This is a genomic window from Nannocystis sp., from assembly GCF_016714285.1.
Classification (GTDB): domain Bacteria; phylum Myxococcota_A; class Polyangia; order Nannocystales; family Nannocystaceae; genus Nannocystis.
In genome coordinates, this window is record NZ_JADJNN010000005.1 from 154,604 (window position 1) to 172,673 (window position 18,070).

Sequence of the window (18,070 nt, forward strand, 5' to 3'; positions counted from 1 at the left end):
TACACACGAAACGCTGGCTCCGCACATACCCACGAGGTGGCCTTTGACCGCCCGATCCTCGACGACCTGTTTCCCGGCGAAACGCTGGCTCTGCGCATGCCTGGTCCTCGCCGCCTGCGGCGACGCCGGATCTGCCAGCGAGACTGCCGGCAGCGAGACCTCGAACCCGACCGGCGACCCGACCGGCAACCCAACTGGCGATCCAACTGGCAATCCAACTGGCGACCCGACTGGCCCCACCAGCGGCCCCACCAGCGGCCCCACCACCGGCGACCCGACCGGCGACCCGACCGGCGACCCGACCGGCAACACCACCGACGTTGACACCGGCGACGACCCGCCACCACCCGCCGGCGTCTGCGACCCGCCCGTGCAGCTGGTCGACGTCGCCAGCCCTGACCAGATCGTCGGCGACGGCACCCCCGCGAGCTGCACCGAGGCCGCGCTCGCCATCGCGATCGCCGCGGGCGGCGTCGTCACCTTCGACTGCGGCCCGGACCCCGTCACGATCACCCTCACCAGCGAGCAGAAGATCACCAAGGACCTCGTCCTCGACGGCGGCGGCACGGTCACCCTCAGCGGCGGCAAGACCACCCGTATCCTCAACATGGACACCGGCAACTTCGAGGCCACCGGCCCGCTGCTCACCGTGCAGCGCCTCCGCTTCGTCGACGCGAAGGCCAGCGGCACCGCGATCGCCCTCGGCACCGACGTCGACGGCGGCGGCGGGGCGATCTACTACCGCGGCGGCAGCGTCACCGCGATCGACTGCAGCTTCGCGGACAACGACGCCGCGCTGCTCGGCCCCGACGTCGCCGGCGGGGCGATCTACGGCATCGGCGTCGGCGCGACCGTCGTCGTCGGCTGCAGCTTTCACAACAACCGCGCCGCCAACGGCGGGGCGATCGGCGCCCTGCACACCGCCCTCACGATCGTCAACAGCAGCTTCACCGACAACCAGGCCACCGGCACCGGCGCCAACTACATCAACGAGATGGGCCAGCAAGCCGGCCAGGGCGGCAACGGCGGCGCGATCGTCATGGACGGCGTCGGCCGCGAGCTCACGATCTGCGGCGCAACCGTCACCGGCAACACCGGCGGAGCCTTCGGCGGCGCCCTGTTTCGCACCGGCTACGAGGGCGAACCCAGCACCATCGACCGCAGCACATTCGCGGATAACAGCATCCCCGAGTCGGGCGACGACATGCTCCCGAGCGGCGCCGGCGGCCTCTACATTCAGGGCACCTCCGTCACAATCACCAGCAGCACGATCGCCCGCAACGCGGCCCGCAGCGCGGCCGGCCTGTGGATCCTCGGCCACGGCGAGCAAGCCGCGACGGCCGACCTCACCAACGTCACCCTCGCCGACAACCAGACCTGGCCCAAGCCCGATTTCACGACCCGCGGCATCGGCGGCGGCCTCGTCATCGGCGACAAGACCAGCGGCACCCTGCTCAATTGCACGATCGCCGGCAACACCGCACAATTCGCCTCCGGCATCGGCCGCGCCTCCCCGCTCACGATCCACAACACGATCATCAGCAACATCGCCGATAATCAGTACACCCCGCTCAACTGCACCGGCAGCAGCTACGCCTCCCCGCCCGGCACCGGCGACCACAATCTCCAGTGGCCGAACGGCCTCAAGGACGACATGGACTGCACCCCCGGCATCACCCGCGTCGACCCCATGCTCGGCCCGCTCGCCGACAACGGCGGCCCCACCGACACAATCGCCCCACTCCCCGGCAGCCCCGCCCTCGCCGCCGGCAGCCAGTGCCCACCCACCGACCAGCGCGGCATGCCCCGCGCCGACCCCTGCACCCTCGGCGCGCTCGAGGCGAACTGATTTCACCGCCTCCACGACCCACAACCTCCCCCGAAAATACCCGCCATGCGCCTGCTCGCTATCCTTGGACTCATCCTCACCGCCTGCAGTACCACCGACCCCGGCGTCGCCACCAACCCCAGCGGCACCCCGACCTCCCCGACCAGCGCGACCGTCAGCGAGACCGGCACTGGCGACGACGGCAGCGGCAGCGCCACCAACACCCCGACCAGCGGCCCCCTCGACTCGACCACCATGGACGTGTCCACCGGCGTCCTGCCCACCGGTGACGGCCCCAAGCTCGACCTCGCCGTCCCCGACGCCGGCACCGGCAACGACGAGGGCTGCACCAAGATCGACTTCCTGTTCGTCGTCGACAACTCCAACTCCATGGCCGCCGAGCAGGCCCTCCTCACCGCCGCGCTCCCCGGCTTCATCACCGCGATCCAGGCGGCCCTCCCGGACACCAGCGACTACCAGATCGGCGTCACCAAGACCGACGTCTTCGGCTTCGACGACAACCCGAACCCCGACCCGCAAAACCCGTGCCCCTACGCGCTCGGCGGCCTGCTCAGCCACGCCACCCCCGACGGCCAGAAGACCGGCACCGGCCCGAGCTGCAACTTCGCCTCCGGCAAGAACTTCATGACCGCCGGCCCCAGCCTCGCCCAGGAATTTTCCTGCGCCGCCAGCGTCGGCGTCAAGGGCAACACCGGCGAGACCCAGGCCGCCGCCCTGCTCGCCGCTGTCGGCCCCGAGCTCGCCGCCCCCGGCGCCTGCAACGAGGCCTTCCTGCGCCCCGACGCCCTGCTCGTCGTCGTCATGATCACCGACGAGGACGACGACTGGAGCCCCCCGGACGCCGACAAGCAGCAGAACGCCGCCGCCTGGTCGACCGCGCTCATCGCCGCGAAAAACGACCTCCCCGAGAACCTCGCCTTTGTCCTAATCTCCGGCGGCGACCCGCGCTGGCCCGACTGCAAGGACATCTCACCCAACGACTTCACCGGCGCCGCCGCCAGCCCGAACCTCACCGCGCTGGCGACCAGCATCCCCAGCCATAACCTCGGCAACGTCTGCCAGGCCGGCTACGAGGACACCCTCGCCGCCGCGATCGCCACGATCTCCACCGCCTGCGAGTCCTTCACGCCGCCCGGCTGAGACCGCACGCGAAGCTCTGCCAGCATTCCGCGCCCCCGCCTGGCTTCTCGTCGACCCCCGGTGGGTCGCGCACAGCGGCACGGACACTCCTCGTCGGCCTCCCCGGCGGGTCGCGCACCCCCGGGCATCCTCGCAGCGACGCGGACACCCCGGTACCATGCAGCCATGACATCTCTACTCCGAGCTCCCCGGATCGTGGTCGCGCTCTCCTTCGTGCTCGCCTGCGGCGACGACGGCCGCGCCGACGCGACCGGCAGCCCGACCGGCAACCCGACCGCCAACCCGACCGATAGCCCGACCGGCAGCGGCACCGACAGCACCAGCAGCGAGAGCACCCCGACCACCACCTCGCCGACCAGCGTCGGCCCCGGCAGCAACGCCACCGAGCTCACCGGCTCGACCGGCCCCGTGCTCACCGGCAGCGGCACCACCAGCGGCGTGAACTGCAACGATTGCTCCGACCCCAACCAGCAGTGTATCGACGACGTATGCGTCACCAGCTGTCAGGGCCAGGACCCCGACCCCTGCGGTCCCGACCAGGTCTGCGACGTCGTCAGCGGTGAATGTCACACCCCCGACGCCGCCTGCACCCTGGGCGGTCCGAGCCTGCCCTGCGACACCCAGCAATGCGGCCCCGGCAGCGCCTGCGACGGGGCCGGAGCGTGCATCCCCGTGGCCCCCTGCGCCGACGTCGCCTGCACCGGCGATGGCGCCTGCTGGGGCACCCTATGCGGCGCCTGCGAGCGCGCCCCCGGCTGCAGCGACCCGCCCATCGATCTGCTCAACGGCCCCTTCTCCGCCGATATCTCCGCGATCGACTTCGCTGACGACTGTACCGCGTGGGCCGTGACCGTCAGCGGCGGACAGGAGTATGTCCGGCGCATGACCAGCGCCGGCGAGCTGACCAGCTTCGGGGCGATCGGCGACTTCGACCTCGGCGAGGTCCGCGTCCTGCGTCACCTGACGATCCCCCAGCTCACACTCCCGCCGCCGATCGGCAGCGATCCGCAGCCGCCGACCCCCGTCGAGGGCTACGGCGAGGTCGCCGTCACCTATATCTGCTGCCCCAGCTGTGGAGATTGCGCCAACAACCCCGAGGCCCGCGGCGTGGCTCACCTCGTCGAGGAGAGCCCCAACATGCCGCTGCCGATTATCATCTACGCCGAGCCGACCCAGGGCACCGGCCCCTTCGGCAACATCGCCGTCGACGGCGGCCCGCAGGGCCTCACCTGGGGCGAGAACCGCGTCCTCTACGTCGGCAACGCCCTCGCCGACGGCGACTACAGCAGCGCCGACCTCGAGACCGCCAAGGTCGCAAACCTCTACACATTCACCGCCCGCGTCACCGCCAGCGCACCGATCAGCGACGTCCACAACCTCGTCGCCCTCATCGGCGGCGACCTCCACCGCTTCAACACCAACACCCACCAAACCGAATTCGTCGTCGACCTCATGTCCGACGTCACCAATCTCACTCAAGATCCGTTCTCGGGTCACGTGTACGCGAGCCTGGCCTCCCTCGAGGTCGTCCGCGTCCACCCCTTCACCGGCGAGGTCGAGTCCTTCGCCATGATGCCCGCCAAGGGCCGGGTCGCCGTCAGCCCGAGCGGTAAACTCTGGTTCGCCCCCGTCGCCTATCTCAACAAGACGCCGCTGATCTCGTGGGACCTGCCCGCTTCGCTGTGACGGCCCCAGCTGCTACTTCGCCACGAGCGCCACCTCCACCACCGTATCCTGAGTTTCCACGAACTCGAGCGCGTAAAATCCAGCGTCGAGCTCGATGTCGATGTCCGTAGAATATCGGAATTCTCGACGAAACTGCACATCGCAGTCACCACAGCGAGACAGGAACAGGTGCGCCCCCGTGGTCAATCGGTAGGTCCCCGCCGTTTCGATCTCGAGCGTCCGCCGAGTCGCCATCTGCGTATCGTCGGCTCCGACACTCCCATATACATCGGGATCGTCGCACGAGACCGCGAAGGTGCTCGCCCACGCCGATCCAACCTTCTCCGCCACGTCCAGGTCGCAAACGTCGAGCTGAAACAGGCACCGTGGCGCTCCAGAAAGGTACTCCGCCTCGATGTCCGCGAAGCTCTCGCCGTAGACCTCCTCGATGACCCCCTGGACCGCCTCGATCGAGGCGGTCTGTGCTCCGTTGTATACCTGCTTGAAACGATCGCGGCCGCGGGTGTCAATCAGAAATCGCGAAAACGTCCTGCCGCCAGGATAATCAGGTCATCTGAACTGTCATCCAACATATCGTGTACCGCGACGGGCCCCATCCAGGGCACCATTGACCTCCCTGCGACAAAGCCACCGCGAGACCCTCGGCGAAGAACGGCAAGGTCGCCCCCCAAACACTCCTGCGCACGCCACTGCATGCGAGCTCATGCCGCAGCGTCTCGGCCGGCCGAACGCCCAGAATCATCCAGGTCCTCCATATACACCCGGCCTCCTTGCCGATAGCACGCGTCTTGCGGGCAAGGAGCGTCATCTACAACCTGGACCAACGCTCGATAATTTGGCGGAATATCGACCTCAAGCAGCCCGAAGACCCGCTCGATGAAGCGATCGAACTCAGACAACGAGCCCTCGCACAATGCACGATCCGCCTTCTCGAAGATGAACTCAATGTGTTCACCGCCGTCTCTGATCCGCGCGGTGATCGGTGTCACAGGCTAGCAGCGACGCGGCGAACGCCCACACCACACCACCGATCCGAACAAACGGCCTCCACGTCGCGGAGACTCGGCTCGTAGCGATCTGCCGCCCCGCCACACACCCCGGCGGCCGCCGACGGCCAGAAGCCCCGCGGACGTCGCCACGCTCATAGACAGTCCTCCGGATCGATCGCGCAGAGTTGAGTGGATATTGCTCCCGCGGGCGAGATTGCATCACACAAGCCATCCCCGGCCCATGGACAGGGATCGAGCGCGGTCTCCTCACCCTGGTTGTCTCCCACCCGCGTATCCCCCTCGACGGTGACATGGTCAAGCAAGCCCTGCACCACCGACGGCGGAAGCGATTTGTTGCCGAACACCCGCAGCTCGGACGCCTCGGCGAGAGCAGGCAACCAGTCCGCCGGACCCGCCAGCGAAGCGTTGCGAACGACGCTCAGATTATAGGGCCCAACGCGCACCAGCGAGCGCAACCCCGTGATCTCGATCAGCACCCCGTTCTCTTCGATCGTGAGACCCGCCAGCGCCTCGACCCCGGAAAAATCGTCGATCGACCGCAGCGCAAGGTTCTTCTGGATACTCACCGACGTATGCGCCCCGATGCGGGCCGGTGGTGAACCCGAGATCCGCGTCAACGCTGCGTTCTTCCTGATGAAGATGGAAGGCGTATCGATCGAAGCCGCCAGGGAGAACGTCTTCAGTTCATCGTTGTCGCTGATGGTTACTTGTCCAGCTACGCGCTCGAGCCCCTCAAAGCCGTCGAGGGTCTCCAGCGAGAGGTCGCCCGATATCGACAAGTCACCGCCTATCATCCTCAGTGCGGGGAATTTAGCGAGAGCGAGAGCGACGTTATCCTCAATGTAGAGACTTCCGGCGACATCGCTGAGGCCCGGGAGCTCGAGCCGCTCCAGCCCATTATTCGCGGAGATGTTCAGATCGCCCTCGACTTGAGCGAGCGCGGCCGGGGCCGCGAACTCCATGAGCTCGGGGTTCAATGCCACGAAGATCGACCCGACCGAGACGAGTGCATCGCCGAGCGCGAACTGGGACAGCTTCGGATTCTCGGCGACATACAGGCGCCCGTCGATGCGCTCGAGGGCGGGAAAACCGTGCACCACGGTGAGCACGGCGTTCTCCGAGAGAGAAAACGCGCCGCCAATGTGTGTCAACGCTGGCCACTCGGGGAGCTCGTCCAGGGCCGGGTTATCATGAATCACCAGTGAACCCTCGATATCCTCGACATCTGCGAGGATCGCCAGTTCCTTCGCACTTCGACCTTCCACGATCAGGTCGCCGCGCACGCACACAACATCGGCTGCTCGTGCGTCCCACACCTGACTCCCCTCGACGCAATCCCGCGTCGAGGCGCTACACGCCGCGAGGGTCGAGAGACAGGCGATTGCGCCGCGAGCGAACATGGGCGAAGACGATGGCATATGAGCAGTCCGGGGTCCAGTAGCGTGCGTGCAGGCCCAAGCGACTTCCCGTCGTCAGCGTTGGCTCCGAGGGCCTGGGGGGGAAAGTCGCTAGTCGCCGTTTGCTGCGCTGCCAGGCCCGCGCTCTGCTAAGGTCGCGCACCCAGCCTCCACCGGCCCATGGAGCCACAACGACATCATGGAGGAACTCAGCCTCGCCTACGTGCGAGCCGTCGCCTCGCGCGCCGGCTTCGCGGTGGAGGAGGTCCGACGTGACCGCGACAGCATCGACCTCCACATCCTCGCTGGCGGCACGCTCGGGGGCGGCGCGTTGCACTCACCAGCGCTGGCCGTCCAGGTCAAGGCGACGGCCTTCGACCTCCCCGAGGGCTGCACGCAGTTCCCCTACGATCTCAAGGTCAGGAACTACAACCATCTCGCCCAGCAGCCGACCCCGCGTCCTCGCGCCGCTCCGCCGAGGACGGGGTGCTGGCTCACCTGGACCGAGGAGGCGCTTGTGCTCCGTCGTTCGGCCTACTGGCTCTCGCTTTGCGGCCTACCCGCCACAAGCAATGAGGGCACCTCACGTGTGCACTTGCCCCGCACGCAGGTGTTCGACAGTGCCGGGATCCGCGGGCTCCTCGAGCGGATCTCTCGCCAGGAGGCGATCGTCACGTGAACGACCGGAGCCCCACGCTCGCAGCCCGAGTCAGCTATCAGGCGCTGCGCGACTACCTCGCCACCCGGCAATGGCAAAGCATGCCATCGCGGCTCAGCTACGCCGCGATCTATCGCACCCGGCGCCGGAGGGTCGAGGTCCAGATCCCTTGGACCCGGATCTGGCCACTACGCCGCGCCATCACCTTCGCAGCTCGCGGATCTCGGCTTCGGGGCCGCCCTGGAGCAGGTCCTGGGCCGTCGCCTCCTCCGTACGCCTGGGGGGGCGACGGGGGATCGGCCTGGTCGCCGGCCGGCCCTGCGAGGGCGCGCTGAAGTCCCCTGCTCGCCAGTGCCTGCAGCGTCCAGCCCCGCGGCGCCCCGCGTGACCTCGGGGGGCTCTAGCGCCGCCCGTTGGCGCCGGCTGGGCTCCTGGGCGCTCCGCCCGCCCCCCCTCCACCCCGCCCTCGGGCCCTTCCTCGGCCGCCCCGCGGCTCCGTCCTCCCCAGGCGTCGGCAAGGTCGTCGGGCGGCGCCCCAAGGGCAGCCGGGGACGTATTCAGGGGCGCCAGCTCCTAGGCGTCGCCCTCGCCCCAAAAGCCTACCGGGACCGCCATTTAGCATATGTGTCTCGGCTCCACGGCAGGCTCAGGGACCGGCTTCGATCCGCGCGATCGCGGCTCGAGCCTCGCGGTGCCGCGGGCGGGGCGGCGGTCCCGCCGGCGCGCGGGGGTGGCACGATGGCCACGAGCGGCGGTCCCGTCGCACTCGGGGACTAGCACACGGCCTTGGGAGCCGGTCATCGGTGCACATCATCTGGGGAAACGGGTGCGATACATGGAAGCAGGACGCCGGAGGCCTGGCGAGGGCGGGCCGGGGCAATCAAGTGCTTGATCGGAGAACCTGCCCAGATCGGCGAGCCGTGTTTCACCGTCAGCGGTCCCTGGAGCGGCATCGACAACTGTGAGGCGATTGCTGCTCGGGGACCGGCCCGCGCATGCGGTGGATGCCCGGCGGGGCCGCCCCAAGTCCTCGTGCTGGATGTTCTCAGAGGGTCTCTCGTTATGCTTCGAGACCTGCGATCCGCTGGAGCAGGATTGCCTCGATCCCGGCGAGATCTGTCTGCCGAACGGTGGCTATGGGAGTGGCTTCCACATGCAGCGCCCGGGGGGGTGGACAGGTTCACGACGCATGTGAAAACTACAACGCTTGCGACCCAGGCAACATGTGCGTTGAATCCGGCGCAGCCCTCGAGTGCGACCAGCAGGTGGCAGGCTGCTGCGAACCGTTCTGCGACCTGTTGCTCCCGAACACCTGCCCAGGCGCCGGCCAAGAGTGCGAACCGTTCCTCCAGGACCCATCCAGGTACCCGAATGTCGGGTTCTGCTCGCTCCCCGGCTGACGCCGGATCCGCAGCTTCACCGCGCGCGCATAAACATCGCTGCCCGCCACGCCCGGAGCCGCCGGCATGATCCCGACCCGCAGATTCGCAGCCATCGGTGATATCCACGCGGAGGACCGTCGCCTCGACGTCGTCCTCACCTGGCTCAAGAGCCAGGCGGTCGACGCGATCCTGTCGGTGGGCGACCTGGCCGACGGCGCGGGCGACCTCGATCGCTGCTGCCGGGGGGCGTTGTGGGCGTGCGCGGAATGCTGGTTTCAGGACCCGTTTCGCCACAGCGAGGTTGGCCCGGCGGCGCTCAGGCACCTCGCCGAGCTCCCGCCGACACGGCGCCTCTCCACGCTGCGCGGCGATCTACTGCTGTGTCACGGCGTCGGCGAGGACGACATGATCCGCCTGCGGCCAGGCGAGGATGTCGGTCGTGCGGGCCTCGCCCAGGCCGCCCTCGCCGTGCTGCTCGCGGACACCGGCCTGCGCATCGTCGTCGGTGGCCACACCCACGAGCGCATGGTCCGCAGCTTCCCGAGACAGGCCGGCCCGCCGCTGGTCTTCATCAATCCCGGCACGCTGCACCGCGACTTCGCCCCCGGCTTCGCGCTCGTCGATCTCGAGCGCGGCGTGGTCGAATTCCACGATGTCGACGAACGACCCGGATCCGCCCTCGCCATCGGTCTGACCGGAGCACTCGCTCACCCCTAAACCAGTGCGGTCGGCGGCGGTTGCTTTCGGGTAGCGTGGCGATGCCGACCTTCGTGCTCGTGATGGCCACCGCGGTGTTCGGGCTGCTACTCCTCCTCGACCTGGGGATGCTGTTGATGAGCCCGATGATGTTCGACGCGCCGGGGTGATCGAGCTGCCTGCTGCGCCGGGGCTTCCTGGCCTGGGGTGGCGGGCCTTGTCGCGACCTCGCCGGGAGTGCCATTGGCCGGGGCCTTCGTCCTGCTGGAGTTCGTCTGCGCGGGCAACTTCGCCTGCAAGTGAAGCAACCTTCAGCTCGCGCCCAGCGTCACGGCGATCGCCGCCCGCGCGGTCATCACTGCGAGCACCAGCGACGACACAAAGAACAGCGCGAAGCGGACCTCGATCTTGTTGATCGTCGCCTGAACCAGGCTGTGGAGCACGCGCACCGCGACGTAGGTCCACGCGAGCATCGCGTCCGTCCCGGCGTCACGCGTGACCAGCGCGAGCACGATCGCCACCGCGTAGAACAGGGTCGGCTGCTCGAAGAGGTGGTTGTAGTTGTCGGCCTTCCAGCGCACCTCCGGCGGGAGGGTGCGCCATCTGCTCGCCGCGCGGGGCGGTCGGGTCGAGCCGCATCCCCGACCGCACGATCGCCGGAATCCGCGTGACATACATCCACGTCCACATCACGAAGGTCCAGGCGACGAGCGCGACGACCGGCCGGAGGAGCTCGAGCGTTGGTTGCATGGCGGGGACGAAGGTATCACAGCCCTGTGACCCCATACCGGCGGCGATAACCGGATTGTCGGCACTCGGGCCTCACGAGCATGAGCAGACCATCCGGGCGACCCGATCCTGCGGTGGGGTCTGCGATCCCCGACCGGAGCCCTTGCGCGCGGACGCGCGGGCGGGCATTGGTGGAGCATGCTCGGCTCCTTTCGCGCGTGCGCTGCAATCGTCGTGGGCCTCCTCGGGGCCGGGTGCGGACACGAGGGGCGTGGCCAGGGGGATGACGTGGGCGGTGGGGGCATCGTGCTCGACGAGCAGGTGCGGGTGATCGACGCGGTCGACGAGGTCATCGTCGAGGCGGACCGGCTGCGCTTCCCGCTGGCGAGCCACGCGACCTTGGCCGAGCTGGCCGCGGGCGTGGTGGTCATCGGCGACCGCCAGGGCGAGGCCTCGCAGCGCAGGGGCAATCCGGACGGGTTTCTCCGGCGCGTGCTCGCGGCCGAGGTCGTCGGCGAGGAGGTCGTGCTGCACACGGAGCTCGCGTCGCTGATGGATGTCGTCGACGAGGGCCAGCTCTCGACCGTCATCGACGTGCCCGGCGGGGCCCCGGTGGCGCTGGTCGATCCGGCCGACGGCAGCCTGCGGGCGCAGCATGCGGGTCGCGTCCTCGGGGCCGCGCCGGAGCTCCTGCGCCGCAGCTACGCGCCGTTTCCGATCGCCGATCGGCTGCGCGTGCGGGCGCTCGGACCCCTCGAGTTCACGGGGCTCAAGCTGGGCCCGGTCGACAAGAAGCTCAAGCGTGAGTTCATGGTCAAGGGCGTGCCGGTGGTCGCCGAGATGTACGTCAAGGCCCAGCTCGAGGTCGCCGAGGGCTCGCTGAGCCTGGCCCCGGACTTCGGGCTGTCGGCGGACTACAGCCTGTGGAGCGGGCTCAAGAGCTTCGAGTTCTACCTGTCGGGCGCGTGGGAGGCGAAGCTGGCGACCCACTTCAAGTTCGAGACGGGCGTCGAGGTCGGCGTCGACTTCGACAAGGTCTATGGTGAGGCGACGGCGGCGGAGAAGCAGGCGATCAACGACGCGCTGGCCGACTTCGCCAAGGGCGGGCCGCTGCCCGCGATGTCGGCGAAGATCGTCGAGGCGCACATCGATCTGCCGACCTGGTGGCTGCCGACGCCGATCCCGATCCCCGTGGTCTCGACCGCGGTGTTCGAGCTCGGACTGGTGTGCGACGCGTCGCTCCGGGGCAGCGCCGAGGCGACGTTTCGCCAGGACTCGAGCGCGTCGCTGAAGATCGGCGGGCACTACGTCAAGGGCGCGGGCTGGGCCCCGATCGAGGAGCGGAGCTGGTCCTTCGTGCCGTCCACCGAGGTCGTCGGCGCGGTCGAGGCCGAGGCGCAGTGCGAGCTGCTGCCAAAGTTCACCCTCCTGTTCTATGGCCTCGGCGGCCCCGAGATGTCCGTCGGCGGCGCGGCGAAGGGCTCGCTGACGGCGTCGCAGACCTGCCCGGGGATGCAGGGCCGACCCAAGGTCGATGTCTCCGCGACGCTGGCCGCGAGCGTCTCGGCCAGCGTCGCCGCGAAGTTCGGGCTGTTCATCCCGCGCCTCGACGTCGAGTACACCCTCGCCGAGGCGATGCTCGAGGTGTTTCGCCTCGACTTCGACCTCGGCGACTATGAGCTGTGGTCGGGCTATCCCGACTATGGCTTTGACCTGTGCCCGCAGGAGGCCGCGCCCTGCGACGACAACGGGATCTGCGACCCGGCCGAGAGCTGCAAGTCGTGCCCGGCCGACTGCGGCGCCTGCGTGGCCTGCGGCGACGGTGCCTGCGTGCAGGGCGAGAACTGCGACCAGTGCCCGGCCGACTGCGGCGCCTGCGACCAGTGCGGCGACGGGCAATGTGATGTCGGCGAGGATTGCGGGGTTTGCCCGGACGACTGCGGCGCCTGCGAGGCGGTCTGCAACAACGGCGCCTGCGAGGCCGGGGAGACCTGCGAAGACTGCCCCGACGACTGCGGGGTCTGCGAGGTCTGCGGCGACGACGTGTGCGCGCCGACGGAGTGGTGCGACACCTGCCCTGCAGATTGCGGCGCGTGCACCTGTCCGTGCGTGGGCGACCCGCAATTCGTCAACTACTGCCAATTCGTGCCCGCCACGCAAGATTGCCCGATGACGGCGCCCGGCGGCTATTGCGACCCGAACGGCGACGGCGACTACGCCGACGCCGACTGGGCCAAGGGCGAGGCGGACTACGCGTGGCAGTGCCTGTGAACCGGCCGCGCGGGAGGAGCTCTCACCCCCCGAGCTCGGCCCCCCGCTTCTCGGCCAATTCCCACATGCGAATATAAGCCTCCGCCGAGCGGAACAGGGGCTCGATATCCGCCGGGTCGACGGCGTCGCGGCGAGCATCCTCGATCAGCTCGGGCAGCAGGCCGATGTGGACCAGCCCCTCGGTGTTGAAGTCGAGCTTGCGGTTGCCGACCACCGGCTGCGTGAACTCGACGTCATCGGCGTACGACGCGAAGGGATAGGTGATCGGATCGGTCTGCGGGCTCGGGCACACGCCATCGCCGAAACGCGGCCCACGGGCGCCCGCGAAGCCATTGAGGTCGAAGCCGAAGCCCTCCGCCGGGTAGCCGCCCTTGTCTTTAATGAACTGGATCTTGTCCTTGAAGCCCTGCACGGTCGAACCGGGCGTGTCGTCGCGGCAAACGCCGAAGCCGGTCGTCGAGACGCCGCCGAGCTGGTAGAGCTGGCCGTTGTTGTTGCGCCCGTGGCTGCCGGAGGCCGGATACTTGGCCGCCTGCAGCAGCTCGTAGGCGCGCAGGTAGGACCACTGCGGGAGGTGGTCGACCTCGATGATCATGCCGCGCGCCATCATCTCGCTGACGAGGTGCTCCCCCAGCGGGGTGAAGCTGGCGTTCTGGCAGTAGGGACCGACCAGCGGCGGGGCGAGGATCTCGGCGATGTACTTCGTGGTGGTGTTGAGCGGGGCGTCCGGGAAGGCGCTGTTGTCGATCGGCGCCTTCGAATCGTAGACGTCGCGCGGCATGTTGAGGCCGCCGAAATTCACGTCGCCGTGGTCAAAGCCGCCGACCTGCGGGTCCGGGCAATCGAGCGTGAAGTTGGACCAGTGGCCGCTGTTGGCGAAGTTGCCGAGCTCGATAAAGGCCCGGTCGCCGTCGCCGGGTGAGAACTTGTTATCGTACTTGTGGACCGGGAAGATCGCGCGCACCCCGAGGTCATAGTAATGATCGAGCTGGGCCTCGATGTAGGCCTCGTCGCAGGTGGGGGCGCCGGCGCCGGGCGTCAGCTTGCAGTCGAACAGGTTGGAGGTCTCGATGCCGAGGATCACCGCCAGCTTGCCGCCAGCGATCACCTCGCGGGCCTCCGCGGGCGTGTGGACCACGCGGAACCAGCCGAGCCCGGGGCCGCCCGACTGGGCGTCGATGTAGCGCTCCATCGCGTACGACTCGTCGATGATGCGATCGACCGCGGTCATGTCGTCGCAGCCATAGCGGCTCTTCTGGATGCCCTCGCCGATCATGAAGTCGCAGATGATCGCGTTGGTCGTCGCGTGCTGGACCACCAATCGCAGGCCGGCGAGGTAGGCCCGCTGCAGCCACAGATAGTATTGCGTCTGATGGGTCGAGCGCCGGGGCCGTTCGGCCAGTCGGTGAACTCGGGGTAACCGGCGGTCGCGTGGTTGTCCTTGCTCAGCTCCCCGGCGAGCAGGTCAGGGAGCAAGCTGCTGAGGTCAGCAGCATCGGCGCCAGATGCGTCGAATGTGTAGCCGAAGAAGTCCTTGCGGCCCAGCTCGCCGTGGGAGATCGAGCAATCTGGCAGCGCATGCTCGACGCCGAGCCGGTGGAAGGGGCCGCCGTGGAACAGGCCGCCGCCGCCGAACGCGTAGTTCGACAGGATGTGCGAGTGGGCGTCGACGATGCCGTAGAGATCGCCGTCGTCGAACTTCGTGCGCTTGACCATCCCGGTGGCGTCGAGCGTGAGCTCGGGGTGCGGCTGGCAGTCGGCCGCCGCCTCGAAAGTTACGGGCAGGCCCTCGGCCGCGAGCGCGTCGGCGCCGAGCAGCAGGTCGTTCCGCCGGTTGCGCAGCTGGTATTGCGCCCAGTCGATCGCCGAGGTCTCCAGCGTCCACTCAGCGCCGGACACGTAGCTGTCGTCGATCAGCGTGACGTCCGAGTCGAGCTTGGTCAGGCGCTGCAGCGGCCCGTCCTTCGCCACCAGATAGCCGCGATCATGGTCGTACAGCAGGTAGGTGCCGAGGTCGGCGGCCTTCATGAAGAACCGGGCGGCCCCGGCCTTGTCGGCCGCGAACGCGAACGCCTTCGCGTCGGCGCTCGCCGCCAGATACTTGTCGCCGCTGCGCAGCGAGAAGCAGCCATTGGCGAATCCGTAGGTGTCGAGCACGGGCGGCTCGCCGGTGCCGCCGGTCGCGTCCGTCTCACCGCCACCGGTCGGTGTGCTGGTCCCGCTCTCGTCGCCCGTGACCTCCGTTCCGCTGGCCTCGTCCTGGGCGACCGGTCCCGGGGAGCAACCAATGAGAAGGGTGAGGGCGGGCGGAGCGAGGTGATGGAGGCGCACGGTGGGCGAGTATATCCGAGGTTGCACGCGGCGCGCTCTGGCCCGATTGGCGCTTCCCGGTGGGAGATCGACCTCGCCGGCGATCAAGCGACAGGTGTCGCGGCTGGCTCCGGGGGTCGGCCCGCCGACGCGCCCTCGCCTCCCTGCCCGGGTCGGTCGTCGATCGCCTCGCGGACCTGCAGCCGCATCCCGGGGCGCAGCGCCGCCAGATCGAGGGGTACACGCGTGTGCAGCAGCCGCCCGGGTCGGCCGACCTCGGGCCCGCGCAGCTGCAGGTCGATCGCCGGGCTCCGCCCGACCGCCCGCACCAGGTGCAGCGTCGCCAGGCCGTCGGTCTCGACCAGGTCGTTGTGGCCGAGCAGCGTGCGGCTCGTGAGCTCGAGCTCCGTCGCCGAGAGCTCCGCGAAGCGCAGCTCCTCGAGCACCCCCTCGATCGCCTTGCCGATGAGTCGATGCGGGTGCGCGTGGATCGGCGTCGCCGAGCCGGGCTCGCGGCAGATCGCCACCAGCGCCCAGCCGCTGCGGCCCTGCCAGTAGGTCACCCAGCGGCAGCCCTCACCGTGCGGCAGCGGGCTCTCGCGCACCGGGATGAGCTCGCCGATCGAGGGATGCAGCTGCTCGAGCAGCTTGCGCAGCAGCGGGTCGGCGAGGGTCCCATCGCGCTCACTCGCGTCGAGCAGGCGCGTCGCCTCGCCGAGCGAGAGCGGCGCGCCGAGCTCGAAGCGACGTCGCAGCGCGCGCAGCTCGGCTTCTCCGACCGCGCTCGCGCGATAGGCCATGTAGCTGCCTCCGCACGCCGTCACCGCGACGAGGGCCGCGACCGCGGCGTGGTCGCGGCTCACCGCGACGATCATCGCCAGCGACAGCGCCGCCATCCACCCCGACGCAGCCCCGGCGACCACCACCGCGCGACCGCCGGTCGCCGCCAAACTCCGCAGACCGAGGTGCAGCCCGATCCCCGCCGCCACCGTCGCCATCAGGGCGTCGACCAGCGCGTGGTCGACCGCGATCACGGCGGACCACGCCGCGGCGCCAGCGAACAACCGATCGCCCGCGGCGCGCAGCAGCGCGAGGCCGATATAACCGAGCAGGAAGCCCGGCAGGTGCGCGCGCAGGCCCGGTCCGCTCGCAACACCGATGGTCGCGTTCGCGGGGGCGCGTCGCAGCAGCGCCAGCGCCAACAGCATCGGCGCCAACAGCAGGACCCGGGCCGACTTGGCGGCCGCCGCCATGACACCGCCGACATCACCCATCTGGCTGCCGACGGCGACGGCGCTCGAGAGGTCGTTGACGGCGAGCCCGCTCCACAGGCCCGCCATCGCCGGGCTGAGCCCGACGTACACAGCCAGCGGGCGAAACAGCAGCAGGGCGACGACGCTGAACAGGAACACCGCGCCGATCGCCACGCCCTGCTCCTCGCGCCGAGCCCCGACGACCGGGGCGACGGCGTTGATCGCCGACGCCCCGCAGATCATCGTGCCGCTCGCCACCAGGTCGGCCATCGGCCGACGGATCGCCAGCCCGGTCGCCAGCGCGTGGGTCACGAAGAATGTGCTCGGCAAGGTAGCCGCGGCCACCCCCGCGATCAGCAGCAGGTCGCTCGCGCCGAAGAACCCCGTCTGAACCTTGAACCCCATCAGCACGATGCCCAGACGCAGCACCCACTTGCCGGTGAAGCGCAGCCCCGCCGCGTGACGGTCGGGCTCGCGCTCGCCGCTCGGCAGCTCGAGCCCGACCATCCGCCGCGCCGGGCTGTTGAGCAGCGCCGCGCCCAGGACCAGCGCGACCAGCACCTCCGACACGAACGGCGACGACGGCGACACCTGCACCGCCAGCATCGCCGCGGCTCCGACCGCCGTCGCCAGGCCCAGCCCCGGGAGGTCCAGTCGGGTGGGCACCCATTGCGGCCGTCGCTTCGCCATCGCCTGCGTGCACGGTACTGCGGCGCGCCTCCGCTGGCGAGCGCCCCGGGGCCCGCACCGACGTGGCTTCCGCCAGCTCCCGCGTCCAGGCATCATCGTGCACGAGCAACAGCCCCGTGAACGACGCCGTGACGACCCGCGTGAGCGAAGCACTGTGCGCCCTGCGTCCCCCCGCGGGCGCGGACGAGGCCGCCTACCCGCCGGCGTTCCGCGCGATCGCCGATCTGCTGCTCCAGCGCACGACGCTGTACGTCGCCGGTCAACCGCACCGGCTGACGGAGATCGAGCTCTACTGGGACGGCCCCGGCCACCGAGATCCCTTCACCCACGGAGACCCGCAGCAGCGGCGCGCCGGCGTGTGGTACTTCCACCGCGAGCGCGGCGGGGCCTACAAAGGTGGCACCTTCAAGGGTATCGACATTGCCGTCGGCGACGACGACACCGCGGCCGGCGTGCTGATCCGCGGGGCAATGGCCGCCGACGGGACCGTGCTCGACGGCTCCTGCGTGTTCGTCGACCATGTGCTCGCCCGCACCGGCGCGAGCTCGGTGGCCGCGCTCGCCGCGAGCTTCGACCACGCGATCGACCCGCCGCCGACCGGCACCTCGCCGCTCCACCTAGGCCTCGATGATGCGGCCTTCGACCGCGAGCCCCCGCGGATCTTCGCCTCGGCCCGCGTCGGCCTCACCCTCAAGAAGGGCGCCACCCGCGAGCGCCAGCGCTTCATCGCCAGGCCCTACCGATTCCTCAGCGAGCCGCGGACGACCCGGAAGGGCAAGATCTATGTGGTCCTCGCGCTGCACCGCGAGGGGCTCGCGGAGGCCGAGATCGCCGCGCTCACCGGGGTGCCGCGGGCCCACGTCGACCGCTACATCGACGCCTACCGCGGCGGCGCCGGGCGGTCACCCGAGAGCATCCCGGGCGAGCCGAACCCGACCGAGCTGTGCGCACTGCTCGGCGCCTGCACCAAGCTCTGGCCGTGGTGAGCCTCCCCCGCGC

14 protein-coding genes are annotated in these 18,070 nt (G+C 69.5%); 7 read left to right on the forward strand and 7 right to left on the reverse strand.

Features of this window, described 5'->3' with window-relative positions:
* Positions 1-43: 43 nt before the first annotated feature.
* The 3 genes from IPJ59_RS13985 to IPJ59_RS13995 all read left to right on the forward strand — a co-directional run bounded on the left by IPJ59_RS13985 (position 44) and on the right by IPJ59_RS13995 (position 4,675).
* Complete coding sequence (locus tag IPJ59_RS13985) at positions 44-1,849, forward strand: choice-of-anchor Q domain-containing protein (protein WP_293272086.1); 1,806 nt, start codon at positions 44-46, stop codon at positions 1,847-1,849.
* A 45-nt stretch (positions 1,850-1,894) separates the two neighbouring features.
* On the forward strand, positions 1,895-2,989 hold the full coding sequence (locus IPJ59_RS13990) for a hypothetical protein (protein WP_293272087.1): 1,095 nt from the start codon (positions 1,895-1,897) through the stop codon (positions 2,987-2,989).
* A gap of 165 nt (positions 2,990-3,154) precedes the next feature.
* Positions 3,155-4,675: a hypothetical protein gene (locus IPJ59_RS13995; protein WP_293272089.1), complete on the forward strand. Its 1,521-nt coding sequence runs from the start codon at positions 3,155-3,157 to the stop codon at positions 4,673-4,675.
* 12 nt (positions 4,676-4,687) lie between these two features.
* On the opposite strand, the gene IPJ59_RS14000 is transcribed toward IPJ59_RS13995, so the two are convergent.
* From IPJ59_RS14000 to IPJ59_RS14010, 3 genes are all read right to left on the reverse strand, one after another.
* Positions 4,688-5,005 carry a hypothetical protein gene (locus IPJ59_RS14000; RefSeq protein WP_293272091.1) on the reverse strand — a complete coding sequence of 106 codons (318 nt, stop codon included), beginning with the start codon at positions 5,003-5,005 and terminating at the stop codon, positions 4,688-4,690.
* A 371-nt stretch (positions 5,006-5,376) separates the two neighbouring features.
* Entirely contained in the window at positions 5,377-5,664 is a 288-nt protein-coding gene (locus tag IPJ59_RS14005; RefSeq protein WP_293272093.1) for a hypothetical protein, read from the reverse strand.
* Between the two features lie 152 nt (positions 5,665-5,816).
* Complete coding sequence (locus IPJ59_RS14010; protein WP_293272095.1) at positions 5,817-6,968, reverse strand: hypothetical protein; 1,152 nt, start codon at positions 6,966-6,968, stop codon at positions 5,817-5,819.
* A 313-nt stretch (positions 6,969-7,281) separates the two neighbouring features.
* On the opposite strand from IPJ59_RS14010, the gene IPJ59_RS14015 reads away from it, so the two are divergent.
* Positions 7,282-7,761 carry a DUF4365 domain-containing protein gene (locus IPJ59_RS14015; protein WP_293272096.1) on the forward strand — a complete coding sequence of 160 codons (480 nt, stop codon included), beginning with the start codon at positions 7,282-7,284 and terminating at the stop codon, positions 7,759-7,761.
* Positions 7,762-9,206: 1,445 nt separating this feature from the next.
* A complete protein-coding gene (locus IPJ59_RS14020; RefSeq protein WP_293272097.1) occupies positions 9,207-9,839 on the forward strand; it encodes a metallophosphoesterase family protein in 633 nt (210 codons plus the stop codon).
* A 290-nt stretch (positions 9,840-10,129) separates the two neighbouring features.
* Here IPJ59_RS14020 and IPJ59_RS14025 read toward each other — a convergent pair whose 3' ends face one another.
* Positions 10,130-10,399: an MAPEG family protein gene (locus tag IPJ59_RS14025; RefSeq protein WP_366524587.1), complete on the reverse strand. Its 270-nt coding sequence runs from the start codon at positions 10,397-10,399 to the stop codon at positions 10,130-10,132.
* A 454-nt stretch (positions 10,400-10,853) separates the two neighbouring features.
* Here IPJ59_RS14025 and IPJ59_RS14030 point away from each other — a divergent pair, with 454 nt between their 5' ends.
* Positions 10,854-12,818 carry a hypothetical protein gene (locus IPJ59_RS14030; protein WP_293272099.1) on the forward strand — a complete coding sequence of 655 codons (1,965 nt, stop codon included), beginning with the start codon at positions 10,854-10,856 and terminating at the stop codon, positions 12,816-12,818.
* A 22-nt stretch (positions 12,819-12,840) separates the two neighbouring features.
* Here IPJ59_RS14030 and IPJ59_RS14035 read toward each other — a convergent pair whose 3' ends face one another.
* The 3 genes from IPJ59_RS14035 to IPJ59_RS14045 form a co-directional block, all read right to left on the reverse strand.
* Positions 12,841-14,136: an amidohydrolase family protein gene (locus tag IPJ59_RS14035; protein WP_293272100.1), complete on the reverse strand. Its 1,296-nt coding sequence runs from the start codon at positions 14,134-14,136 to the stop codon at positions 12,841-12,843.
* Positions 14,091-15,149 (reverse strand): hypothetical protein, encoded by a 1,059-nt coding sequence (locus tag IPJ59_RS14040; protein ID WP_293272101.1) that lies wholly within the window; start codon positions 15,147-15,149, stop codon positions 14,091-14,093. Before IPJ59_RS14040 ends, IPJ59_RS14035 begins: the two co-directional genes overlap by 46 nt.
* A gap of 83 nt (positions 15,150-15,232) precedes the next feature.
* Positions 15,233-17,047 (reverse strand): putative sulfate exporter family transporter, encoded by a 1,815-nt coding sequence (locus IPJ59_RS14045; protein WP_293272102.1) that lies wholly within the window; start codon positions 17,045-17,047, stop codon positions 15,233-15,235.
* Positions 17,048-17,187: 140 nt separating this feature from the next.
* Between IPJ59_RS14045 and IPJ59_RS14050 the strand changes: the two genes are divergently transcribed.
* Positions 17,188-18,057, forward strand: coding sequence for a helix-turn-helix domain-containing protein (locus IPJ59_RS14050; protein WP_293272103.1), 870 nt, complete (start codon positions 17,188-17,190; stop codon positions 18,055-18,057).
* The last annotated feature ends 13 nt before the right edge of the window (positions 18,058-18,070 follow it).